We start from the raw sequence: 25,340 nt of genomic DNA, 5'->3' as shown, positions 1-25,340 counted from the left end.
GGCGAATCAGGCTACCTGATTCGGTGACATGGTTCAGCGTCCTCAATCCATCATCATCAAACATTTGTATTGTTGAACAGATGATTTAGCTTACTCCCGCAGGAAACCACTGATGAAATTATTTCCTTATTTTGCCGGTCAGCAAACCGAGAAAAACCTGGGCCGCAATACGGTGCTGGCTCCCTTGCCGGTCAAAACCAGACTGAAACCGGCTGAAACCGATGCGGTGCTGACAGCAAAAACCGAGAGTTATATTGAGCTGGGCAGTTATGGTGGTTTAATTTTGCAAACACAGATGCTATTGATTAATTTTTTGGTTTCATTCATAGCATTTCTTTATATATATACTGATCTAGGTGGAATCAGTGGGGTTGTGGGAAGAAGTTATGAAAGAGTATTTATTAATGGGCAGTGGGTATCTGAACTAAGTTATTTTCTAGTGTTTATGGGAATTGGACTTTTATCTTTGGGCCCACTCTCATTTGGTCCGGCATTTCTGGCTATGATTCACACTCACCGCGATCTCGCCCGTGCCTTACCGATTCGCTTTCACCGTCAGCGGCGGGAAGTGATGATGAGCCGCTGGAATAAAAGGAAACAACAGACAGAAATAAAATTCTTCCCGTGGGAGTCGGTGTGTGCGATGGCCGGGGAAGGCACCGCTGTGGCCCCAAATATGGTGATGCGGGAGGGCAGCCTGTTTATCGGTGCTTATGATGACGTGGCATCCGGTTATTTCTGGGCTTCGATGCGCATTAGCGCATTAGACCGCACTCATGCCGCGATGAAATGGGAGATGATCCGCAGCTTTATGGAAGAGGGCCCCAAAGCGATTGGTGAATCACAGCCGGTCACGATGGAGGGCATGGTGCAGCAGTACTGCGATGAGCAGGGGATCAAGCGGAAGCATTTTCCTGATCACATCAAAAACTGGTGGTATCTCAGTGGCCGGATGGTCGCGATCTGGCGGATGAACTGGGTGATCCGTAAGTTACAGAAAAAGGCAGAGAAGTTTCCGCAAGTGGCGGAGTGGAGCAAGCCGCTCCCTAAAGAAGAATGGGCTAAACCCAGTGAAGCACTGAACTTTTTTAACCACAAGCTGGCAGAAAATGAATACCAACGTGGCAAGACGATTTTGACAGTCAATGACCTGCGGGAAACTTATGGCCCGGCGTGGGAAGAATCGCAGCAGCGTCGCAAAGAGAAAAAGCAGGCTGCGGAAAGTTTGTAATTTGTCTCTGTAAAAAAGAATGGGACGCGGGCGAATCAGGCCGCCTGATTCGGTGACATGGTTCAGCGTCCTCAATCCATCATCAAACAATTGTATGGTTGAACAGATGATTTAGCTTACTCCCGCAGGAAACCACTGATGAAATTATTCCCTTATTTTGCTGGTCAGCAAACCGAGAAAAACCTGGGCCGCAATACGGTGCTGGCTCCCTTGCCGGTCAAAACCAGACTGAAACCGGCTGAAACCGATGCGGTGCTGACAGCAAAAACCGAGAGTTATATTGAGCTGGGAAGCTATGGTGGTTTAATTCTGCAAACTCAGATGTTGATAATTAATTTCACGGTCTCATTGATAATATACATATATATTTATAACTTGATGGGAGGTATTAGTGGACTTATAGAGCGTAGTTATGAAACTTGGTTTGTGAACGGAAAACCTATCACTGAGCTAAGTTATTTTCAGCTTTTTATGGGAATTGGACTTTTATCTATAGGCCCTCTCTCATTTGGCCCAGCATTTTTGGCTATGATTCATACCCACCGCGATCTCGCCCGTGCCTTACCGATTCGTTTTCACCGTCAGCGGCGGGAAGTGATGATGAGCCGCTGGAATAAAAGGAAACAACGGACAGAAATAAAATTCTTCCCGTGGGAGTCGGTGTGTGCGATGGCCGGGGAAGGCACCGCTGTGGCCCCAAATATGGTGATGCGGGAGGGCAGCCTGTTTATCGGTGCTTATGATGACGTGGCATCCGGTTATTTCTGGGCTTCCATGCGCATTAGCGCATTAGACCGCACTCATGCTGCGATGAAATGGGAGATGATCCGCAGTTTTATGGAAGACGGCCCCAAAGCGATTGGTGAATCACAGCCGGTCACGATGGAGGGTATGGTGCAGCAGTACTGCGATGAGCAGGGGATCAAGCGGAAGCATTTTCCTGATCACATCAAAAACTGGTGGTATCTCAGTGGCCGGATGGTCGCGATCTGGCGGATGAACTGGGTGATCCGCAAGTTACAGAAAAAGGCAGAGAAGTTTCCGCAAGTGGCGGAGTGGAGCAAGCCGCTCCCCAAAGAAGAATGGGCCAAACCCAGTGAAGCACTGAACTTTTTTAACCGCAAGCTGGCAGAAAATGAATACCAACGCGGCAAGACGATTTTGACAGTCAATGATCTGAGGGAAACTTATGGCCCGGCGTGGGAAGAATCGCAGCAGCGACGCAAAGAGAAAAAGCAGGCTGCGGAAAGTTTGAACGCCTGATCCGGATAAAGGCGTGCTTCACGATAAGCCAAGCCAGCAAATCATTCTTCTAAAGGGGCAACATGCCCCTTGCTTTGTCTACGATAACCCTGAAACGGAATCCTCCAGCGCCTGATGCCGCAGAGCATGTAAGGTGATCAGGTTATTCATATAGTTTTGTATCTGATCAATCATCTTAGCATCGGTATGATGATCATCGATTGTCTGACTGAATTCGAGGATAAGTTCCCGTGCTTTCAGGGCAATGTCGGGTTTGTAGGGAAGCATTTCAAGCATCATTCTTTTCCTAATGGTTATGACAGGTAACTCACCACCATAAAGAGGCCAAACTATATGGTGGTGAACTGAACAAGGTTGGCCTTACCGCCCACTAGGAAACGGCGCGCCGAAGCGCCCCTGCTCAGCTCACCGTTATTCTGAAAAAGTACAGGTGTGCCAAGGCTCCACACAGAAACTAATATAAATGCCAGCTTCTATATGTCTAGTGGTTTCAGTTTGAGAGGCCAATCCCATTCACTGGATTTTGCCAGTGAAGGCAGTAGTTTACGGTTGGGGTGACAATGAAGTCAATGGATTGAAAGTAGGGTTTTTAGCAGACAAAAAAGTGTGATCTTCATCGATATAACTTTTAGAAAGTTCATAAATAAGATTTAAATATATCTCATATGAGATTATATTGATTGCTTCTTAACAGCGATACTGATGACTCTACCCCATGAGAAGACTAAATTTTAAGCTGACCATCGACGGGATCAGTGACGATACCCTCGTCGTGCGTCCAGTACCGCGAAAACGTTCATCTCGTCGATGACCGAACGCAGGCGCTGGAAGAAGACAGCTCCGGCGGTGCGACCGACTACAGCAACCAGTTCACCTTAATTCCCGGCGACAGTGTCTGGCGCGCGCATCCGCAACCGAAGCCCCGCGTTGATGGCCCCAGCATTGCGCTGGTGGTCGGCCCGCCGGGAGAAGAGATTTACACCGACGAACATGGCCGGGTGAAACTGCATTTCCCGTGGGATCGCTACGACGGCTCGGACGATAAAAGCAGTGCATGGATCCGTGTTTCACAGGGCTGGGCTGGCGGCCAGCAGGGGATGGTGACTGTGCCGCGGATTGGCAACGAAGTGATTGTGTCTTTCCTGCACGGCGACCCGGACCAACCGATTGTCACCGGCCGGACATATGATGCCAGCAACACTCCGCCGTATGCCTTGCCAGCCAATAAAACCAAGACCGTGCTGCGCACCCAGACCCATCAGGGCAAGGGTTACAACGAGCTGAGTTTTGAAGATCAGTCCTGCAGCGAGAAGATTTATCTGCACGCGCAGAAAGATGTCGAAACCCTGATCGAAAACGACTCGACCACCGACATCAAACACGACCGCCACGAGACAATCGAAAATAACCACTCCGGCAATGTCAAAAAAGCCGATCATCTGGTGATCGAAGGCGAGCAGCGGATCAAGATCGCCAAAAACCGTACCGTCAGTGTCGATAAAGAATTTCATCAGAAAGTCGCGGGTAAACAAACCCTTGATGCGGGCTCAGAAGTGCACCTCAAAGGCGGCAACTCGGTGGTGCTTCAGGCGGGTAGTGAAATCACCATCAAAGTCGGCGGCAGCTTCGTCAAGCTCGATCCGGGCGGCGTGAGTGTGGTCGGCCCAGCGATTAACCTCAACTCCGGCGGCAGCGCAGGCAGCGGCAGCGGCAGCGGCAGCGGCTACGGCGGCGAAGATGCGGTGATGCCCAAAATCCTCGAAGCCCTGGAGCCCCCCGAAGCGCTGGTGCCGCCAGACATCACCGGTATGACCGGCGCGGAAGCGGTGATTGTGGATTATGTGGAGAAACCCAAGCCCCCGGCGAAAGTGATGACGCCAGCGGTGATCCCGGTGACGCCTGCGATGGTGCAACAGGCCGCGACAGATATTCAGCAGGGCACCCCGGTGACCCAAACCTGCCAGAAGCCGGGCGACAGTGAAAACTGCCCGCTGGGCGACAAATGTCCGTGTAAGGGGAATGCCTGATGCTGAAACTGAAAGCTGAACATCAGGGCCAGCCGGTGCGCTGGTATGCACTGGTCAGTGACGCGCCGGATCTGCGCCAGCAGGTTTATCAGTGGCTGGACGGCCATGACTGTGAGCCTCTGTATCTCTCAACGCCGCTGGAGCCGTTAATGGCGCAAAGCCCGCTGCTTATTACCCTGAAATATGGTGGCGGCGATGCATTAATGACGCAGTTACCCCCGGCTTACACCCTGTATTTTTCAGCGCCGGACTCGCTTTCTGCCGATGAGGTGGCCGATCAACTGCGCTGGCGGATGCTGGTTTATTACCACGGCCAGACCCGCGGGCTGCTGCATTATTACCAGCCGCAAATTGCCGGTTACTTTTTCTCGCGCACGGATGATGCGGTGACCAGCAGCTGGCTGGGCGGCTTATATTCGGTGGTGTATTACCGTCAGACCCTGAGTGAGCCACAGTGCTGGCAGGAAGCCGGAGATTACACCAGCCATCCGGATCAGGATATCCGGGTGTTGCAGCCCTCTCAGGAGCAGGCGCTGGAAGTGATGTTTCAGGAGCGTGAAATCGTGCAGTGGGCGCAACACAGCCGGGCCCCGATTGACTGGCCGGTTCAGCATGCTGTGACCCGTTTTTGTCACCATCACCATATTGAAGAAAAAGCACTGAAATACCGGTTACGGAATTTATCCGCCAAAACCGGCCAGCCGCCGGTGCTGACCCATACCGATGAAACCGGGTTCGCCCGCCTGAATGAGGCAGAGAAAGTGAACCAGTTAGAATCCATAGCATTAAAAGGAGTGTCACTGTGAGTATTGACGGAGGAAAAGGGCCAGCCTGCGACGGCAAACTGTTTTTAATTGAAGTGACCGGCCTGTCTCATGCAACCACGCAGGATTTTCTGTTTTATGATTTAACCGACAATGCAGAGCAGTTTGCGCTGGAAAAGAAAAAGAAGACCGACAAAGAGCTGGCAGACAGCACGATTTACAGCTGGGACTGGTGTGATGAGACAGAAAACCGCAATGTTTGGCTGAAAGTCGAGGGTGAAAAAGGTCAGCTGCACCTGCCGCTGTTTGAAGATGTGACCCACACCAAACGGCAGATGAAACACCAGAAATATATGGTGCAGGCTTTTCTGCCGCTGACGCTGCTGCCGACCTTCGATAAAAACATCGCAGGCAGCCGTCAGAAAGATAAAGAGCGCACCGCACCGGTCCGTAACGGGTATATCTATATTGCGTATAACGGCAAATTCTGGCGGGAAGTGGAAGTCACGGCCACTGACGATGGCCTGCCCTGTTTTAAAGATATTTACCTCTTCAGCTACCGCGAAGGCCGGGATAAACCTTTTCTGACACAAACCCGGCGCGAGCCGACCGGCAATCCTCTGAAAGAGATTTGGTATCCGTCGAAAGATAACGGTAAAACCACCGATGTGCAGATTGCCTTTTCGGAAGTGCAGTGGAGTGGTTCACGGCTGAACTATCTGGAAGCCAACCCGGACGCCCTCAAAGCCCGGATGCAAAAGCCGGATTATGAGCCGATGCTGCTTGATGAGCTGAAAGAAGTGCGGGCGCGTGAGCCAGAGCTGGAAATGCTGCTGGGTGAGCCGAAAGATTTCAGCCAGGATTTGGCGGGCAGCTGGCTGTCAGGTGAATATGAGCAGATAAAATCGGATATTCAGGCAGCGATGGATGATGGCGCGACGGCGGTCAGTCAGTATAGAAATGATCTTGTCAATAAACTTGACCCACACCGCTATGATTTTATGTTGCGGATGACTGCGCGTAACGAATTGATCACCGAGGGGCCAGCTGAATCACCGCAATGGGATCAGATTACGGGTGTCGGGGATTATCTTGAAGATGGTAAAACCCGGAAACTGCGTGGCATCATCTTTGATGATCCTTTGTTTGAACTGCGTCATTTCACCTATCTGGTTCAGTCTGGCATGGGTGAGATGAGTGTGCTGCTCAATGATGCCGCTTCCCAGAAGTATTTTAAAGCCGCAGAGCTGGTGCAGCGTTTTATCATCCCTGAGAAGTGGGGAGACACCAAAAACGAATATCATCAATTCATGGGGAACCGTTCCTTTGATGCCAGTCCCGGTGGCGTTTTCCGCCGGACCACCCGGCTGACCGAGCGAATGCTGCTGTTTACCCGGATGAATGAGTTACAGAAAAAGCTCTCCCGTGTGCTAAATAATAAGGAACTGGCGGTGTGGCTGAAAGATATCACCTCGATGGATGATGCCAATGCCGCAGCGGCTTATAAGATTGTTGGTAATGCGATCAGTGCCCTGCGAATGGAACTGAGTGCCGTCGATACACTGGGGATTGGTGAAAAAGGTTACAAACGCAAGAATCCTTATTTTTCTCAGTTAGTCAGTTTGCTGAACAATGACCGGAGTCACCCGTTGCACGAAGTGTTGTTTCCGGAAAACGGTGAAGTCCCGGTAGATGAGGCTTATACGGCGGTGTCAGGTGAGAACGATGGCTCTGGTTTGTGTACAGTCGCAGGGTTGGCGCGCTGGGGTGATGAGAATCTGCTGATTCAGCCAGAGCAGCTGGAAGTATTTGAAATGGGCCAGCTTTACGCCGAAGGTGCCGGGGAGAACGGAGAAGGTGAATTTGCGACGGTGCGCCGGATTGCCGGTATGATCAATGGTTTTCTCAAAGATTATTACAGTGCGGTGACGGATATCGCGCTGACCCTGAGTAAGACCACGACCGCGAGTGTGTCACTGAAAAGTGTGTATGTGCCCATGTTATCCACCCTGAAGGTGACAGGCCCCACTGCTTTCGGTCAGCTTGAGCTGGCTGAGGTCGGCGAGGTGAAAAAGAATTACGTTGTGATTGGGGTCGATGGTGGTGGCCTGAAAAACGGCCTGACAGAAGCTGATCGCAGGTTTTTACACAATATCGACACCAACAAAAGCAAATCCGTCCGGTTGTTTGATGCCAAAGGGAAGCTGGTGGTCACGTCCAACCGCAAAGCGGCGCTGAAAACCATGCAGGGTCAGGCCTCTGAGGGAGCTGAAGTTCTGGGTAAAAAAGGTGCCTTTACCCTGATTGTTGCCCCGGCCGAAGCCGGGGTGGTTACGCTTTACAGCAAACCCAGCACCCAGCGCACGCTGGCAGATTATGCTAAAAGCAAATCCATTGCAGATGCTTATGAAGCCCTGAATATTCCGCGTCTGATGGTCGGGATTGAAATACTGAATCTGATGGCGAATAAGCAGTATTTTGAAAATCTCTTTGAATTGAAAGATATTGGTCATTCATTTGCTAATGCAATGAGTGCAGTGTTAGATTTTTCAATTGCCCTGGCGCACAGTGCGAATATGGCTCTGGGGGCTGAATCCCGGTTTGCTCAGTCAATTGCAAAAAAACCATTATTTGAGATATCAGCATCTAAATTGTTAGGGAAACTCTTTACCAAGGCAGGTTTAGAACTGACATTAACTAAATTAATGTTCGCCAGTTTTTGGGCTGATGTTCTGACTGGTGCAATCGCCATTTATGAGGCTGTTCAGCTTGCGGGTAACAATGATATGGATGCCGCAGCGGCCTTAATGACCTTTGGTGTGGGATCAACCTTTGCAGCCTTTGGCGGTCTTGCAGCAGAGGGTAGCTTTTTATCCGTAGCCTGCCCGTGGGCTTTTGCGATTGCGATTGTTGGCGGGGTGCTTTATATCTTCCTCAAAGATACCCCGATCGAAACCTGGCTGGCTAATGGCCCGTTTGCAACCGACACGCCGGGAGATGACTATCAGTATCTGGCAGATCCGGATACGGCTTTTGAGCGTTTACTGGGGGTGCTGATCCGCTTTGATATCAGTATGTACACGCTCGGGAAAGAGACCAATATAGCACCGGAAGTGCAGGCAGAATGGCAACAGGCCGGTGTGACTCATGTGCTGTGGGCGCGCTCCAACCTGTCCCGGCTGTTTAATCAGCAGAAAGAGCATACCCGGCTTTATGTTCGTCAGGGGATAATGGAGCACAAAAGCCGCTTGCAGGATACTTCCAGCCGGACGGAATTTGTCAGAACACATACCCTGCAAAATATTGATAGTTTTAATGATACCCCGTTAAAAACACTGAACTCTGAAGACGGCGTGCTGTATGGTTACCGGCACAGCAAAACCATTCCGCCAGAGCGGAAAGAGACCAGGGTGATGGGGATCCCGGGGATGAAGCTGGAACTGTATCACTACGAACCCGGCTTTGTTGCCCGGGCGCAGTTTGTGATCAATGATACCTGTTTCCCGCTGCCGCCACTGGATGAAGCGGAACCTCAGGATGACCCGGCCGGAGAGCCGGATTTCAGAGACAAAGGCGATCAGAGCTGGATTCACTGCCAGCTGCCTAAAATAAAAGAAGATCAGGAGTAACCCAATGGCTTATCACCCCGGCGCCTATAACAGCCGAGATTTCACCCCACAGCCGAGACCCGGTAAAAGCAGCTGGTATGAAAGTCTGTACCGGCGGGGAAAGAGGTTTGCTTTCACACGGGCAGATCATAAGAGTATTGCGACTTCAATGATCAGAAATTACAAACCATCCATACACGATGACGATGATGATTCAGGCATGGAACTGTTCTGGGATCAGAACAGATTAGAACCTTATACCTTTGTGAGTTGGCTGGGATTTTATTTTTTCATGGCAGGATTAGCGAAGACAGCTATGTATTTTATTACCCCTATAGGCGTTGTACTTTCTATGCTCCCTTTATTTGGTACACCCGGACTAGAGGGGGCAATTTACTTAGTCTCACACTTTTTACTCTATGTCACTCTGCCTGCCCTTATTGTTTACAGTCCGATGTCTCTCATCAACGGACCTGACTGGCTGGTTAAGGGAGTTGGAGCAAAGTTTTTCAAAAAAGATAATCTTTCATTATTTGCCCGTAAACGTTTTACCCTGAGCCGGGAAACCGGGATGGTGACGTTATACGGCAAAGGAAACCGGGTGATTTTCAGTCATCCGTTTATTGAGTTTGACTGTATTCTGATGAGTAACCCCAACCATCAGGGATTGCTGAGTCATCACCTGAAACTGGTGCACCGTTATCATGATTACAATGAAGGAGCCATCGGGCTGGGTTCGATGTGTGGGATGCATCTGTCGCAGGAAGAGTACCTGCGGGTGTGGAATATGATTCAGCAATATATGGATGTGAGCCAGCCCCTGCCGGATATCCCGATACTGGAGCCTTTCCGTGAGCAGGATGAAACCACCGCCGCCCATGATAAAAAAACCGGCCGTAATCCGACCTACTGGCGGGAGATGAGTGATGAGGATTACGCGAAGAAGCTGGATGAAATCATTGTCTGGCAGCGTGAAGAGCATATTCCGGCCACCGGGCCAGAGCTGAATATTTTTGAGTCGGCTTAAGGCGTTATTTTGAGTCTCTTCACTGTGGTTTCATTGAGCAATACTCCAGGGAAATTCAGGATGAATTTCAGGGATTGGGCGCAGGGATGCGCTTCCAGTCCCGATCCGGCCAGCGCGTGGTAAAAAGGCGTTTTCGCCCGTTTTCCGCCGTGAAAATGGGCTGGGACGCATACACCTTAAGCTGCTTGGATCGTTGGATATATGAGCGTACCAAACCTGCTTCAATGCCTGAATCTTCTTCTTAATAAAGGAAAACCCAATGGCTTATCACCCCGGCGCCTATAACAGCCGAGATTTCACCCCACAGCCGAGACCCGGTAAAAACAGCTGGCATGAAAGCCTGTACCGGCGGGGAAAGAGGTTTGCTTACACACGGGCAGATCACAACAGTATTGCGACCTCCGTGATCAGAGGATACAAATCATCGGTACATGAGAACAGTGCTGAAGTAGGGATCGATTTATACTGGAATCAGAACAGATTAGAACCGTACACTTTTACCAGTTGGCTGGGCTTTTATTTATTTATGGCAGGATTAGCGAAGTTTACATTGTGGTTCGCTACTCCTCTATTGTTTTTAATATCACTGCTTCCCTTACTTGGTGATCATGGATGGGGAGGTGTTATTTATATATTTTCCAATGTCTTACTATATGTAACATTACCTGCATTGGTGATTTATACACCGATGTGTCTCTTTAACGGCCCTAAATGGCTGGTCAATGGTGTCGTAGATAAGTTTTTTAAAATCGAGCACCTTTCTCTTTTTGCCCGTAAACGTTTTATCCTGAGCCGGGAAACCGGGATGGTGACGTTATACGGCAAAGGAAACCGGGTGATTTTCAGTCATCCGTTTATTGAGTTTGACTGTATTCTGATGAGTAACCCGAACCATCAGGGATTGCTGAGTCATCACCTGAAACTGGTGCACCGTTATCATAATTACAGTGAAGGCGCCATCGGGTTGGGTTCGATGTGTGGGATGCATCTGTCGCAGGAAGAGTACCTGCGGGTGTGGAATATGATTCAGCAATATATGGATGTGAGCCAGCCCCTGCCGGATATCCCGATACTGGAGCCTTTCCGTGAGCAGGATGAAACCACCGCCACCCATGATAAAAAAACCGGCCGTAATCCGACCTACTGGCGGGAGATGAGTGATGAGGATTACGCGAAGAAGCTGGATGAAATCATTGTCTGGCAGCGTGAAGAGCATATTCCGGCCACCGGGCCAGAGCTGAATATTTTTGAGTCGGCTTAAGTTTCCTAATCAATCAGGGGCGGCACTTGAACGCCCCTTTCTGTTTCTCCGTTCATTTCAAGCCAGCCTGCCAGTTCACGATATTCCGGAAACGGAATCCTCCAGCGCCTGATGTCGCAGAGCATGTAAGGTGATCAGGTTATTCAGATAGTTTTGTATCTGATCAATCATCTTAGCATCGGCATGATGATCATCGATTGTCTGACTGAATTCGAGGATAAGTTCCCGTGCTTTCAGGGCAATTTCGGGTTTGTAGGGAAGCATTTCAAGCATCATTCTTTTCCTAATGGTTATGACAGGTAACTCACCACCATACAGAGGCCAAACTATATGGTGGTGAACTGAACAAGGTTGGCCTTACCGCCCACTAGGAAACGGCGCGCCGAAGCGCCCCTGCTCAGCTCACCGTTATTCTGAAAAAGTACAGGTGTGCCAAGGCTCCACACAGAAACTAATATAAATGCCAGCTTCTATATGTCTAGTGGTTTCAGTTTGAGAGGCCAATCCCATTCACTGGATTTTGCCAGTGAAGGCAGTAGTTTACGGTTGGGGTGACAATGAAGTCAATGGATTGAAAGTATGGTTTTTAGCATACAAAAAAGTGTGATCTTCATCGATATATCCCTCAGAGAAGTCATAAATAAGATTTTAATATATCTCATATGAGATTATGTTGATTGCTTCTTAACAGCGATACTGATGACTCTACCCCATGAGAAGACTAAATTTTAAGCTGACCATCGACGGGATCAGTGACGATACCCTCGTCGTGCGTCCAGTACCGCGAAAATGTTCATCTCGTCGATGACCGAGCGCAAGCAGTCTGAAGACAGCTCCGGCGGTGCGGCCGACTACAGCAACCAGTTCACCTTAATCCCCGGTGACAGTGTCTGGCGTGCGCATCCGCAACCAAAGCCCCGCGTCGATGGCCCCAGCATTGCGCTGGTGGTCGGCCCGCCGGGAGAAGAGATTTACACCGACGAACATGGCCGGGTGAAACAGCATTTCCCGTGGGATCGCTACGATGGCTCGGACGATAAAAGCAGTGCCTGGATCCGCGTTTCACAGGGCTGGGCTGGTGGCCAGCAGGGGATGGTGACGGTGCCGCGGATTGGCAACGAAGTGATTGTCTCCTTCCTGCACGGCGACCCGGACCAACCGATTGTCACCGGCCGGACGTATGATGCCAGCAACACCCCGCCGTATGCCTTGCCAGCCAATAAAACCAAAACCGTGCTGCGCACCCAGACGCATCAGGGCAAAGGCTACAACGAGCTGAGTTTTGAAGATCAGTCCGGCAGTGAAAAAATCTACCTGCACGCGCAGAAAGATGTCGAAACCCTGATCGAAAACGACTCGACCACCGACATTAAACACGACCGCCACGAGACGATCGAAAACAACCAGTCCGGCAATGTCAAAAAAGCCGATCATCTGGTGATTGAAGGCGAGCAGCGGATCAAGATCACCAAAAACCGCACCGTCAGCGTCGATAAAGCATTCCACCAGAAAGTCGCGGGTAAACAAACCCTCGATGCGGGCTCCGAAGTGCACCTCAAAGGCGGCAACTCGGTGGTGCTTCAGGCGGGCAGCGAAATCACCATCAAAGTCGGCGGCACCTTCGTCAAACTCGATCCGGGCGGCGTGAGCGTGGTCGGCCCGGCGATAAACCTCAACTCCGGCGGCAGCGCAGGCAGCGGCAGCGGCTACGGCGGCGAAGATGCGGTGATGCCAAAAATCCTCGAAGCCCTGGAGCCCCCCGAAGAGCTGGTGCCGCCAGACATCACCGGTATGACTGGCGCGGAAGCGGTGATTGTGGATTATGTGGAGAAGGAGAAGCCAGCGGCGAAGCAAACGCCGAAGACACATCAGCCAACACCGATTTCACCACAAGCATTTATCGAGATTGCGCTTGATAACCTGCCACTGGTGAAAAAATGTCAGAAACAGCCGGATGGCTCCTGCCCGCGCTCTGATTGTCCGTGCCGGGGGAATGCATGATGAACAAAGCATTAAAGAAATTACTGACCACGCCGGGGATGGATCACTGGCTGGTGGTGGATACAGTCAGAGTACCGGATATTGCTCAGCTGGCTTATCAGCATGAGGAAAATCCGGCGATGCAAAAGCTGTTTTCCGGGACGGAATATGAAAACCTGATTGAACAGAGTCCGGTCGCTTTTCGCTTTAGCGGGACCGGAGAAATTGCTGCACAAATGGTGGATGACTATGCCCTGCGCACCAGTTGTGTGCTTTTTTCCTGTGAGCGCTCACTGGCTGAAGAGACCCTGATTGAACATTTACAAGCGTTGTTTGATGTGCAGATCGAGGGAGCGCCGTTGTTTTTCAGGTATTACGGCAGTCCACTGTGGGAAGAGATTATTACTCAGCTCGCAGAAAAAGATATCAGGACGATTCTCGGGCCTTGTTGTTCGATGAGCTGGACAGACAATAACCAGCAGTTCCGTACCTTACGTCACCCGGCCTGTGTGCCGGAGGTTGTGGCACGGCCTTATGAATTGATTTCACCAGTATTTAAAGCATGGGTATAACGTGATGGCTGATTATCCAAAAACATATAAAATTCAGGAAGGTGATTGCTTAAGTCTGATCGCCGAACGGTTTAATCTTGATGTCGCTCAGTTGCAGGCACTGAATAGTGACCAAATTAAGGACATTGATCTGATTTATGCCGGTAATACGCTTGTCTTGCCGGGGCAGGAAGGCGCTGCATTTAATAATGATCCGGGAACCCGCATTCCGCTGCCTAAACCACCAAAATGTAAAAATGATTATTGTGGCAGTTCCGGGCCTGAGCTGGTGGATATTCTTTACGTCCCTGCGCATCCGAAATCGAATAAAAAAGTCTGGTATGCCATCAGTCAGGATGCGAAGAAAATCATTGAGGATGAACAAAAGCTGGTTGCTGAATCTGTTATCGAGGACCATGAAGCAACCCTGCAAAAGCTGAATAGTCTCGGGTTGTTATCTAAATTTCAGAATACCCCGCATGAAGCATTTCTCGAATCAAAAACGGATATTGATCGCTATCGTCTGATGCTTTACCTGTTATTAACAATCAAAACCGGTGCAGCAAAACAATTTGAGCATGGGGAAGACAGCTTTATCGAATCTGTTGCTACTCAGGAAGGATTAGATGTAAAAGAACTGATTGACAAATATGTCATGTGGGAGAAGGTCAAAGGTTACCTGACTTATTCCCTGATGGTTCAGACTTACGGTCCCGGTATGACCTCGGTTGATATGACGATCAAGCAGTTTGAGCAAATCAGTGACACGAAGAATCATCTGGCAAAAGCAAGAATGAAACTCCGTCATAAAGTGCTCCAGCATCTGGAACGTGAGCGCAAAGAGATAGAACGCCGCGCTGAGCAGTTTGCCCGGACGCTGACCACCGATGATGGGTCAAAATTTGTTTATGATAAAAATCATCAGTACTTTACCAGCAGTAAGCAGAAAAACATTGAAGCGACCCTGAAAGCTGCTTTTCTGGGCCGGACATATCATGACACAGAAACTGCTCTGAATTCTCATGAAGATGCCAGCCGAAGCATTCGCTTGTTCTGGGACTACGTGAAGCGGTCCTCGGAAAAAATCTTATCCTATGAGGCTGAAAGCGGTGATGAATATCAGGGGGCTGCATTTGATTTTGCTGCGCATCTGCTCAACCTGAACCGGATGGGGATTTTGCTCAAAGAGCAATGCCTGACCTTTGCTGAGCTGGAAGGCGAAGCCGATAACCATCTCGGACCGGAGACTTTACGCCAGCATTTCGGCATGTTTGATTTCTGGCGCAGTAATGAATTCTTATCAGGTAAATCCAGCCGTAAGATTGATATTGAAGACGGACAAGAGATTGCTGAAAAACTGATACAGGAGCTTGGCGTCCAAACTGATTCCAAAGAGCCCGCACAAAGCCAGATGAAACGAATCATCAATACCAAAGGATTTGTGGAATGGGGTTATTACCCGTCTCTGGCGATTGTGAAGCTGATTGATGCGACGCTGAGCCAATGGACGGGAGATTTAAAAAAGGTGCTGGGCTCTGCCATGCCAGCCCCGCAAATGTTCAGTCACATGATTTGGGTGAAAAAGCTGGCACTGGCGCGGATTGATTTTTTAAAAGAGCTGGCTGCGGATCGGGCAAAGAAAGCCGAGAATTTACAACGCTTTTATCTGCCGGAAGACAAGAAAAAAGCCGCTTATCAGTTGGTCTGGGATGAAGAGAAATTCAAACCACAGAAGAAAAGCCGCAAACTTTTTCATAAAAAAACCGGCGAAGCTGACTTACAGGTGGTTGAATGTGTGCTGCTTTCCAGCGGTGAGGTTGGCTGGGTTCGCGGGCCTGCCTGGTATTTGCCTCAGTCTTCCGGCGATGAAAGTAAAGCCAGAGGCCATATCAAAAATATTACTCAGAAAGTGGTGCCGGTCGGGCCGGGGACGATGGTCGATTCCCAGAAACAGGCGCTGACAAAGTTCAGTGATTTACAGAGTACGATGGATAACCTGAATGCTGTGTATAAAACGGCAAAAAGTGCGGCGGGGGATGCGGCCAATGATTTGGTGAAAGGCAAATTCGCCCTGAGTGTGTTCAATATTGCCAAAGAAGCCAAGGGGGAAACATCCGCATTTTGGGAAGACAACTATCACTGGGAAGATGGTTTCGGGCCTGACGGAAAATCACTGTATGTGGTGGATGCGCAGGCACAGTTTATGCGTCTTTCTGCCAGTGTGAACGGCACGGTGAACCTGCCAGCCAGTGAACACGATAAACTCAAACCCAATATGGATCTGACCAGTGGCGTTTCGGCCAGTGTGAACCTGACGCTGCTTAGCGGTCAGTTATCCTTCAAAACCTGGTTCCCGCAGGGCGATCAGGGTGATCCGACCAAAGGTCCGGCAAAGGGTATGCAGCCGGATATCACTTACATGGCATGGGATGAAACACAGCAGAAAGAAGTGCCGAAAACCTATGAATGTGGTGATTTTTTCCTTGAAATGTCGGCCGTTGTGTATGGTCTGGCGGCGGCTACCTGTAGCATCTCCGGGAATGTCAGCTTCGGGCCGTCGGCGACGGACGGTAAAATCGGTGTAAAAGGGAAAGCCACCTGCTATCAGGATTACAATCAGGGTGTGAACAGCCGGACACTGGGTTACCGGGTCAACGGAGCAGATCAAAATATTCCGGAATCTTCAGCCGGGGATAATGGCTCTGATAACGGAAATCCGACCGGTCTGGCGCTTGCCGGGCAGGGCGTAGCAAAAGTGGATGCCTTTGCCGGTGTGGAAGCTGGCGGAGAAATCGGAGCCAAGGTTTACTGGCGGCCACCGGCAACCACAATTAACGGCAATAAAATTACTGCTGATCTGCTGGAGCTGGGCGGTGTCACCAGCAAGCTGGCAGCGAATGCGGGAATTGGTTTTTCCGGTGAGCTCAGAATCGCCTTCCAGAACGGCACTTTGTATCTGGTTGCCGCTGCGAAAGTGGTGTGCGGTCCGGGGGTGTCGGGTAAAATCTCGGTTTCGGTCAATCCGATCAACGCCGACCGGTTTATCGAGCACCTGCTGAACATTCTCAAAGAATCTGGGTTCCGCCGAATCGCGGTGTTCGGGGAAGTGGATGAAAACGGCGTGAATCAGGACTATGAAGCCCTCAATGAGCGTTTAACCCTTGCGATTGTATTAGGTCTGAGTTTCGGTGATATTCTGTTGATGCCAACCACGGCTTATGCCGATTTTAAATCCAACGCGTTGAAAAAAGACTATGCGCCGACGGTTGCGCGAAATATTCTTGAACGAAGTGATAAGCAAAAAGTACAGAGTTGGGTGAAAAATATGCCGCCGGAATCGATGTGTAAGCTGCTGGATTGTTTGAGTCAGCGGGCTAGTGGTTGGTGGGAAAGTGATGATGAGGAAGAACAGCGTAAGAATCAGGAGATCGAAAAGGCTCAAGCGATAATTCAGATTATGGATTGGTTGACTCAGTCAACAAAAAAAGAAGAAATACTTGAGCAACGTCGTCGTCAGTTTGAAGAAAGTTTAATTCGTATGGGCGGAAATCTGGAAAATGTACGTAACCCCTATGCACAGTGGCAGCGTTTTGCTGAAAGCTGGTATCAGATAGCCCATTTTATTGATAGGCTAGAGTTAACCCGAAGTAAAGAAAGAAATAGTGAAATTGCACGTATTAGAAGACTATTTACAGGGTTGAGTTTGCAATTGTGTGGGAACATTAGATGCTATCGTTTATATACACCCAGTATAAATAAATTTGTAAATCGTTTTATGGCTTACCGGGTTGATAAAGATAGTGATAATAGTGATATTGTCGCAGATCGTCAGCGGGTTAAAGAGATGGTGGAAGAGAGTAAAGAGTATTGGAAGGAGTTTAACTGGGAATTATGATAAAAAAAATCAATCTGAAGCTAATTATGCTCTCCGTTTTAAGCCTGTGTGCGATTGCTGCATTAGGTTTTGGCAGTTATGTGCTGTATTACATTATTCCATCTGGTTTTCAGTCCCGACATGCTGAAGGACCCAAGGTGTTAACAGAATTGCTGCACATGGCTGAACAGAGTAAGCCCTTTAACCCGGATCCGTATATCGCCAGTACTTACCGGCCGGAGAATCCGCTCTATCAGCCGGTGTTGGAGATCCAGCGTCACCGCTGGGATATTGCTGAAAAACTACTTGAGCCACTGGCAGAAAAAGGTAATGCCGATGCGATGTTCTGGCTGGCAGAAATCACTTACGGTAGTCCTTATCGCGCGTCCAGAGCTGCACATTTATATCAGAAATCTGCGGAGCTGGGGAATCCGTATGCGGCACTACGACTGGATGTGGATAATTCTGATTGTCAGCGTTTTATGTTCGGTTATTGTAAGGAAAAATGGGGCAAGTTAGGCCGGAAATTACTGAAACAGCGGGCTGACAATAGCGATGTGAAAGCGGCTTATTATTTGTTGAAGCTAGATATGAATGAGTTTAGTAATTCAGCCGAAGTGCATAAAAAACTGGAAAAATTGGTGACCGAAAATGCGAAACAATACTATTATCATCCTTTAATTCGTTTGATTAGAACTTACTTGGGAGGAAGTAGCTATAGCCCTTATTTGGATAGAAATAAGGAAATATCGACTGAGCAGTGGAAGATATTGATGCAGTTTGCTATGTTAGCTGCTAATAATAATTTTCCTCCGGCAGTAGCAAAATATATATATTCAAATGATAATATGACACCGAAAGGATATTTGTCTAAAGTGATTGGTCAAAGTATTTTATTAGAAGGTAAACCTTATACGTGTGCGTCATATTATAATGAAATTGAAAATAAAAAACGATCAAATCTAATTTTAGGTGGAGCTTGTGCATTGGCGGTTACACATTTTGAAAAAAGGAATTTTACAAATTTTGATTTATTCCAATCTATATTGAGTCGAAAAAAAATTACGCCCCTGAGTGCTGATGAAATCAATCAGGCTAAAACATTGTCGGAAAAAATTATAGAAGAACAAACCCCCGTTATTTATATTGATGAGATGAATTCTGAAAGGATGTAAAATTAATATGCAACTATTGTATAAAACTAATGAATGAATAATTATAAAAATTTTTATGGATTGATAAATAAGCCGTTAGAAGAGTCTGGCTGGAAATTATGATAAAAAAAATCAATCTGAAGCTAATTATGCTCTTCGTTTTAAGCTTGTGTGTGATTGCAGTATTAGGTTTTGGCGGTTATGTGCTGTATCACATTATTCCATCTGGTTTTCAGTCCCGCCATGCTGAAGGGCCGAAGGTGTTAACGGAACTACTGCACATGGCAGAGCAGAGCAAACCATTTAATCCAGACCCGTATATTGCCAGTACTTACCGGCCGGAGAATCCGCTCTATCAGCCGGTGTTGGCGATACAGCGTGGTAAGCTAGCGCAGGCTGAAAAATTACTCAAGCCATTGGTTGAACAAGGTAATGCGGAGGCCATGTTTTGGCTTGGGGAGATCACATACGGCAGTGGGTTATATTCAGCAGGACCGGCTGCAAAATTATTTCAGAAAGCAGCTGAGTTAGGTAACCCTTATGCGGCATTAAGGCTGGACGTGGATAATTCTGATTGTCAGCGTTTTATGTCCGGTTATTGTGATGATAAATGGGGTAAGTTGGGGAGAAAACTACTGAAACAGAGGGCTGACAATGGTGATGTGAAAGCAGCTTATTATTTGTTGAAGCTGGATATTGATGTATACAGTGATTCAGCCGAAGTTCATAAAAAGCTGGAACAGTTGGTCACTGAGAGTGCTAAACAGCATTATTATCAGCCTTTAATGAGTTTACTTGGGGGGTATGTACGACATGGTTATTATGGTCCCTATCTTGATAAGGATAGTCCGGTCGATAAGCAAGATATAGCACTGGTAAATAAAATTCTGACTTTGCTAGCCAATAATAATTATCCTTTGGCTTTATCTACAGTTATCGATGATGGAGATATGTTTTCATCTCAATATATTGATAAAGTAATGAGTCAACTTGAAAAATTAGGTATTAATTATTATTCGTGTCTGGACTATTTATTTTTGAGGGAAGATAAAAGTAGAGATAATATAGTTAATCTTGCATCTTGTGCTATCGCTAGTGATAAAATTTCATATAGGAATCATAATCTTTCTTTATTAGAAATGGTTTTGAAAGATGAAAATATAGATGCTCTAACAGAAGATGAAATAAGTCAAGCAAAAGAGATTTCAGAAAAAATGATCAGTAAGATGACACCAGTTATTTACATCGATGAAATAAACCCACCAAGTCCATAGTTTATTTTATGATAGAAATGATAGCTTAGAAATATTATGGATTTGGCTTTTTAAAAATAATTTTTTACAATGAGTAGAATCAAATTTAGAACATTATTTAAAAATATTATCAAATGGCTCGCTATAGCTTTTGTCAGCTTAGTCTTGATTGTCTTTTTAGTGTTTGGCTATTTATGGTTATTTCCTGATGGTTTTACTGCCCGTCATAATGAAGGGCCTAAGGTGTTAACGGAACTGCTGCACATGGCAGAGCAGAGTAAACCATTTAATCCAGACCCGTATATTGCCAGTACTTACCGGCCGGAGAATCCGTTATATCAACCTGTATTGGCAATTCAGCGTCACCGCTGGGATATTGCTGAAAAACTACTTGAGCCACTGGCAGAAAAAGGTAATGCCGATGCGATGTTCTGGCTGGCAGAAATCACTTACGGTAGTCCTTATCGCTCATCCAAAGCTGCACATTTATATCAGAAATCAGCAGAGCTTGGCAATCCTTATGCGGCATTAAGGCTGGACGTGGATAATTCTGATTGTCAGCGTTTTATGTCCGGTTATTGCAAAGAAAAATGGGGTAAGTTAGGACGAAAGCTACTCAAAGAACGAGCAGATAAAGGTGATGTAAAAGCTGGGTATTATTTATTAAGAGATAAGTTGCTAACAACTGAAGAAGAACATAAAAAGCTTGAAAGTTTAGTCACAGCGAATGCTAAAAATCACTATTACCGACCGCTTGCTGATTTATTAAAACGCTATCTTAAAGGGTATTATTTTGATCGTAAAGAACCACTGTCTTCTGAAAATAAAAGACTAGTTATTCAGCTAATGAAACTTGCTGTAAATAATAACTATGTGCCACTCATGTCTGAGATTATATTCGATGATGATATTTCAGTTACATCTGAATATATGGAGAAAATGATTAACAAAAGAAATGAACTTGATATTAGTGTCACAGTCTGTAGAGAATTTTATCCCGTTGGTGAAGATAAACCACGTATCAATGTGATTAAACTTGCAGGATGTGCTATTGCCAGCGATCAAGAAGTTAATAGATATCATGACTTTAATATGGTTAAATCGAATTTAAAATATAATGACTATCCACCGTTATCTGAGGCCGAACTATCTCAGGCAAAGCATATAGCTGATAATATTATTAAAAATATGACTCCTGTTATTTATATCGATGAAATGAACTCAGTGAACCTATAGTTGTTCTGTTAACAAAAATCAGGGCAGCAGGGATTGCTGCTCAGATACCTAATTCACTATTATTTATGATAAAAAAAATCAATCTGAAGCTAATTATGCTCTTCGTGTTAAGCCTGTGTGCGATTGCTGCATTAGGTTTTGGCAGTTATGTGCTGTATTACATTATTCCATCTGGTTTTCAGTCCCGCCATGCTGAAGGGCCGAAGGTGTTAACTGAATTGCTGCACATGGCTGAACAGAGTAAGCCTTTTAACCCGGATCCGTATATCGCCAGTACTTACCGGCCGGAGAATCCGCTCTATCAGCCGGTGTTGGAGATCCAGCGTCACCGCTGGGATATTGCTGAAAAACTCCTTGAGCCACTGGCAGAAAAAGGTAATGCCGATGCGATGTTCTGGCTGGCAGAAATCACTTACGGTAGTCCTTATCGTTCATCAAGAGCAGCACATTTATACCAGAAATCTGCGGAGCTGGGGAATCCGTATGCGGCACTACGACTGGATGCGGATAATTCTGATTGTCAGCGTTTTATGTTCGGTTATTGTAAGGAAAAATGGGGCAAGTTAGGCCGGAAATTACTGAAACAGCGGGCTGACAATGGCGATTTGAAAGCAGCTTATTATTTGCTGAAGCTGGATATTGATGTATACAGTGATTCAGCCGAAGTCCATAAAAAGCTGGAACAACTGGTGACAGAGAATGCTAAACAGCATTATTATCAGCCTTTAATGAGTTTACTTGGGGGGTATGTACGACATGGTTATTATGGCCCCTATCTTGATAAGGATAGTCCGGTCGATAAGCAAGATATAGTACTGGTAAATAAAATTCTGACTTTGCTAGCCAATAATAATTATCCTTTGGCTTTATCTACAGTTATTCTTGATGATCGAGAAATGTTTTCATCTCAATATATTGGTAAGGTTATAAAACAGGTTGAAAAAATTGATAGCGACTATTATACATGTTTGGATTACTTCTTTTTGAGAGGAAATAAAACAAGGGATAATCTAATTAAGGTTGCATCATGTGCTATTACTAGTGATGAACTGTCAAACAGGAATAGCAATCTCATGACATTAAAGATAAAAATGAAATATGAGAATTTAGATGTGTTAAATAATAAGGAATTATCTGAAGCAAAAAAATTATCCCAAAAAACAATCAGTGAAATGACTCCAGTTATTTACATCGATGAAATGAATCCACCAAGCCCATAGTTTATTGACTAATAAAGAATCAGAGCTTGTCTTTATTGCAGCTCTGATTTTTAAATTTACTATTTTTCTTATGATAAAAAAAATCAATCTGAAGCTAATTATGCTCTTCGTGTTAAGCCTGTGTGCGATTGCTGCATTAGGTTTTGGCAGTTATGTGCTGTATCACATTATTCCATCTGGTTTTCAGTCCCGCCATGCTGAAGGACCCAAGGTGTTAACTGAATTGCTGCACATAGCTGAACAGAGCAAAATTTTGAGTCTCTTCACTGTGGTTTCATTGAGCAATGATCCAGGGAAATTCAGGATGAATTTCAGGGATTGGGCGCAAGGATGCGCTTCCAATCCCGATCCGGCCAGCGCGTGGTAAAAAGGCGTTTTCGCCCGTTTTCCGCCGTGAAAATGGGCTGGGACGCATGCACCTTAAGCCGCTTGGATCGTTGGATGTATGAGCGTTCCAAACCTGCTTCAATGCTAATATCTTCTTCCCGTGAGTCTTTTTGGCAGCGCAAAAAGAGTCACTGATACGCGAACGGAGATGTGACTGAAATTGAAAGACCTTTTAGCGCATCAAAAACTGCGCCAGAGCCTGTGGGATCGATCTGCGAATTCAGGCAAAATAAAAGAAGATCAGGAGCTGGATGAAATCATTGTCTGGCAGCGGGAAGCGCATATTCCGGCCACCGGGCCAGAGCTGAATATTTTTGAACCATTGTCAGCTTCCTAATCAATCAGGGGCGGCACTTGAACGCCCCTTTCTGTTTCTCCGTTCATTTTAAGCCAGCCTGCCAGTTCACGATATTCCGGAAACGGAATCCTCCAGCGCCTGATGTCGCAGAGCATGTAAGGTGATCAGGTTATTCAGATAGTTTTGTATCTGATCAATCATCTGAGCATCGGCATGATGATCATCGATTGTCTGACTGAATTCGAGGATAAGTTCCCGTGCTTTCAGGGCAATGTCGGGTTTGTAGGGAAGCATTTCAAGCATCATTCTTTTCCTAATGGTTATGACAGGTAACTCACCACCATACAGAGGCCAAACTATATGGTGGTGAACTGAACAAGGTTGGCCTTACCGCCCACTAGGAAACGGCGCGCCGAAGCGCCCCTGCTCAGCTCACCGTCATTCTGAAAAAGTACAGGTGTGCCAAGGCTCCACACAGAAACTAATATAAATGCCAGCTTCTATATGTCTAGTGGTTTCAGTTTGAGAGGCCAATCCCATTCACTGGATTTTGCCAGTGAAGGCAGTAGTTTACGGTTGGGGTGACAATGAAGTCAATGGATTGAAAGTATGGTTTTTAGCAGACAAAAAAGTGTGATCTTCATCGATATAATCCTCAGGAAAGTCATAAATAAGATTTAAATATATCTCATATAAGATTATTGTTGATTGCTTCTTAACAGAAGGATTGGTGTCTTTTCACAGTAAACAGTGGATGATTTGAGCAATGACCGAGGGAAATTCAGGATGAATTTCAGGGATTGGGCGCAAGGATGCGCTTCCAATTCCGATCCGGCCAGCGCGTGGTAAAAAGGCGTTTTCGCCCGTTTTCCGCCGTGAAAATGGGCTGGGACGCATGCACCATAAGCCGCTTGGATCGTTGGATGTATGAGCGTACCAAACTTGCTTCAATGCTAAAATCTTCTTCCCGTGAGTCTTTGTGGCAGCGCAAAAAGAGTCACTGATGCGTTAGAGCCTGTGGGATCAATCAACCAGAAAAAACATGAGAATGAACCGTACTTATCAACCAACGGCTTATAATAGCCGCGATTTTAAACGTCAGCCCCGTCCGGCTGAAAACCCGGGCTGGTCAGAGCGAATGCACCGGCGCGGTGAAAAATTTGGCTATTCACAGGTGAATGACAGTATTGCGACTTCCGCCATCAGGGAGCAAACGCCTTCATTAGTCAATGGTGATGATAACTGTTTGGGACAATTTTGGACTCATCAGCGCTTAGAGCCATATACGTTTGTTCGCTGGGCTGGATTTTATTTTTTTATTGCTTCTATGGCAAAAGTTGCTTTACAGTTTGCTTACCCCTTTTTTGTTTTTTTATGTGTTATTATATCATTTAGTGATGCATGGACTTTATGGGATGTATTTGATTTTTTTATAGAAATTAATCTGTATATTGCCCTTCCTGCGATAATTATCTACAGCCCAATTCTCTGGCTTAACTGGCGTGATCCGCAAATCGATAAAGAGAAGGTGTCTTTATTTGCCCGCAAGCGATACACCATGAACCGTGAAACCGGCATGGTGACATTATACGGGGAAAAGAACCGGGTTATTTTTACTCATCCATTTATTGAATTTGACTGTATTCTGGCCAGCAACCCGAACCATCAGGGATTATTAAGTTATCAGCTGATGTTAATGCACCGTTATCATGATTATGGACAGGGGATTAATATCGGGGTGATGTCTGGCGTGAATATGCCACGGGCCGAGTACAGACGCTTGTGGAATATGATTCAGCAGTATATGGATGTGAGCCAGCCCCTGCCGGATATCCCGATGCTGGAACCTTTTCGTGAGCAGGATGAAACGACAGTAGCTTATGATAAGCAAACCGGGCGCAATCCCCGTTACTGGCGTGAGATGACCGATGAAGCGTTTGAGCAAAAAATCACGGAAATTGCCAGAATCCAGCGGGAAGAAGATTTACCGCCAACCGGGCCTGAGCTGAATATTTTTGAGCCAGCTTAAGGCGTTATTTTGAGTCTCTTCACTGTGGTTTCATTGAGCAATGACCCAGGGAAATTCAGGATGAATTTCAGGGATTGGGCGCAGGGATGCGCTTCCAGTCCCGATCCGGCCAGCGCGTGGTAAAAAGGCGTTTTCGCCCGTTTTCCGCCGTGAAAATGGGCTGGGACACATGCACCA

Annotated in this window: 18 protein-coding genes and 2 pseudogenes; 17 read left to right on the top strand and 3 right to left on the bottom strand. The window is 47.0% G+C overall.

Features of this window, described 5'->3' with window-relative positions; translation table 11 throughout:
- The first annotated feature begins 112 nt into the window (after positions 1-112).
- Positions 113-1,231, top strand: a complete 1,119-nt coding sequence (locus OCV29_RS12615) for a hypothetical protein (RefSeq protein ID WP_261887330.1) — start codon at positions 113-115, stop codon at positions 1,229-1,231.
- A gap of 138 nt (positions 1,232-1,369) precedes the next feature.
- Positions 1,370-2,494, top strand: coding sequence for a hypothetical protein (locus OCV29_RS12610; RefSeq protein WP_073603113.1), 1,125 nt, complete (start codon positions 1,370-1,372; stop codon positions 2,492-2,494).
- 78 nt (positions 2,495-2,572) lie between these two features.
- Here the strand turns inward: OCV29_RS12610 and OCV29_RS12605 are convergent, their stop codons facing one another.
- Positions 2,573-2,773 (bottom strand): hypothetical protein, encoded by a 201-nt coding sequence (locus OCV29_RS12605; protein WP_139281540.1) that lies wholly within the window; start codon positions 2,771-2,773, stop codon positions 2,573-2,575.
- A 536-nt stretch (positions 2,774-3,309) separates the two neighbouring features.
- Between OCV29_RS12605 and OCV29_RS12600 the strand changes: the two are divergent.
- The 5 genes and pseudogenes from OCV29_RS12600 to OCV29_RS12580 all read left to right on the top strand — a co-directional run.
- Positions 3,310-4,521: pseudogene (locus tag OCV29_RS12600) on the top strand (type VI secretion system Vgr family protein); the annotation flags it as partial.
- Positions 4,521-5,327, top strand: a complete 807-nt coding sequence (locus tag OCV29_RS12595) for a DUF4123 domain-containing protein (protein WP_073603116.1) — start codon at positions 4,521-4,523, stop codon at positions 5,325-5,327. The pseudogene OCV29_RS12600 and the gene OCV29_RS12595, both read left to right, overlap by 1 nt.
- Positions 5,324-8,914 (top strand): toxin VasX, encoded by a 3,591-nt coding sequence (locus OCV29_RS12590; protein ID WP_073603117.1) that lies wholly within the window; start codon positions 5,324-5,326, stop codon positions 8,912-8,914. Before OCV29_RS12595 ends, OCV29_RS12590 begins: the two co-directional genes overlap by 4 nt.
- Positions 8,915-8,918: 4 nt before the next feature.
- Entirely contained in the window at positions 8,919-9,920 is a 1,002-nt protein-coding gene (locus OCV29_RS12585) for a hypothetical protein (protein WP_073603118.1), read from the top strand.
- A gap of 259 nt (positions 9,921-10,179) precedes the next feature.
- Positions 10,180-11,181 (top strand): hypothetical protein, encoded by a 1,002-nt coding sequence (locus OCV29_RS12580; RefSeq protein WP_073603119.1) that lies wholly within the window; start codon positions 10,180-10,182, stop codon positions 11,179-11,181.
- A gap of 75 nt (positions 11,182-11,256) precedes the next feature.
- Here OCV29_RS12580 and OCV29_RS12575 read toward each other — a convergent pair whose 3' ends face one another.
- On the bottom strand, positions 11,257-11,457 hold the full coding sequence (locus OCV29_RS12575) for a hypothetical protein (protein WP_139281541.1): 201 nt from the start codon (positions 11,455-11,457) through the stop codon (positions 11,257-11,259).
- Between the two features lie 549 nt (positions 11,458-12,006).
- On the opposite strand from OCV29_RS12575, the pseudogene OCV29_RS12570 reads away from it, so the two are divergent.
- The 9 genes and pseudogenes from OCV29_RS12570 to OCV29_RS12530 form a co-directional block, all read left to right on the top strand.
- A pseudogene (locus OCV29_RS12570) lies at positions 12,007-13,182 on the top strand (type VI secretion system Vgr family protein); the annotation flags it as partial.
- A complete protein-coding gene (locus OCV29_RS12565; protein ID WP_073603122.1) occupies positions 13,179-13,733 on the top strand; it encodes a DUF4123 domain-containing protein in 555 nt (184 codons plus the stop codon). The pseudogene OCV29_RS12570 and the gene OCV29_RS12565, both read left to right, overlap by 4 nt.
- Positions 13,734-13,737: 4 nt before the next feature.
- Positions 13,738-17,607, top strand: coding sequence for a LysM peptidoglycan-binding domain-containing protein (locus tag OCV29_RS12560; RefSeq protein ID WP_139281542.1), 3,870 nt, complete (start codon positions 13,738-13,740; stop codon positions 17,605-17,607).
- The gene (locus OCV29_RS12555; protein WP_073603124.1) at positions 17,604-18,761 is read left to right on the top strand and encodes a tetratricopeptide repeat protein; all 1,158 of its coding nucleotides are present in this window, start codon (positions 17,604-17,606) and stop codon (positions 18,759-18,761) included. Before OCV29_RS12560 ends, OCV29_RS12555 begins: the two co-directional genes overlap by 4 nt.
- 98 nt (positions 18,762-18,859) lie before the next feature.
- Entirely contained in the window at positions 18,860-20,014 is a 1,155-nt protein-coding gene (locus OCV29_RS12550) for a tetratricopeptide repeat protein (RefSeq protein WP_073603125.1), read from the top strand.
- 69 nt (positions 20,015-20,083) lie between these two features.
- Positions 20,084-21,229, top strand: coding sequence for a tetratricopeptide repeat protein (locus tag OCV29_RS12545; RefSeq protein WP_073603126.1), 1,146 nt, complete (start codon positions 20,084-20,086; stop codon positions 21,227-21,229).
- Between the two features lie 95 nt (positions 21,230-21,324).
- Positions 21,325-22,449, top strand: coding sequence for a tetratricopeptide repeat protein (locus tag OCV29_RS12540; RefSeq protein ID WP_139281543.1), 1,125 nt, complete (start codon positions 21,325-21,327; stop codon positions 22,447-22,449).
- 4 nt (positions 22,450-22,453) lie between these two features.
- Positions 22,454-22,816 (top strand): hypothetical protein, encoded by a 363-nt coding sequence (locus OCV29_RS12535; RefSeq protein WP_073603128.1) that lies wholly within the window; start codon positions 22,454-22,456, stop codon positions 22,814-22,816.
- Between the two features lie 180 nt (positions 22,817-22,996).
- On the top strand, positions 22,997-23,173 hold the full coding sequence (locus OCV29_RS12530) for a hypothetical protein (protein WP_175561524.1): 177 nt from the start codon (positions 22,997-22,999) through the stop codon (positions 23,171-23,173).
- 66 nt (positions 23,174-23,239) lie between these two features.
- Here OCV29_RS12530 and OCV29_RS12525 read toward each other — a convergent pair whose 3' ends face one another.
- Positions 23,240-23,440, bottom strand: a complete 201-nt coding sequence (locus OCV29_RS12525) for a hypothetical protein (protein ID WP_139281544.1) — start codon at positions 23,438-23,440, stop codon at positions 23,240-23,242.
- A gap of 736 nt (positions 23,441-24,176) precedes the next feature.
- Here OCV29_RS12525 and OCV29_RS12520 point away from each other — a divergent pair.
- On the top strand, positions 24,177-25,163 hold the full coding sequence (locus OCV29_RS12520; protein WP_139281545.1) for a hypothetical protein: 987 nt from the start codon (positions 24,177-24,179) through the stop codon (positions 25,161-25,163).
- The last annotated feature ends 177 nt before the right edge of the window (positions 25,164-25,340 follow it).

The sequence above is a fragment of the Vibrio aerogenes genome, assembly GCF_024346755.1.
GTDB lineage: Bacteria > Pseudomonadota > Gammaproteobacteria > Enterobacterales > Vibrionaceae > Vibrio > Vibrio aerogenes.
This window is presented reverse-complemented; position numbering and strand designations above follow the sequence as displayed.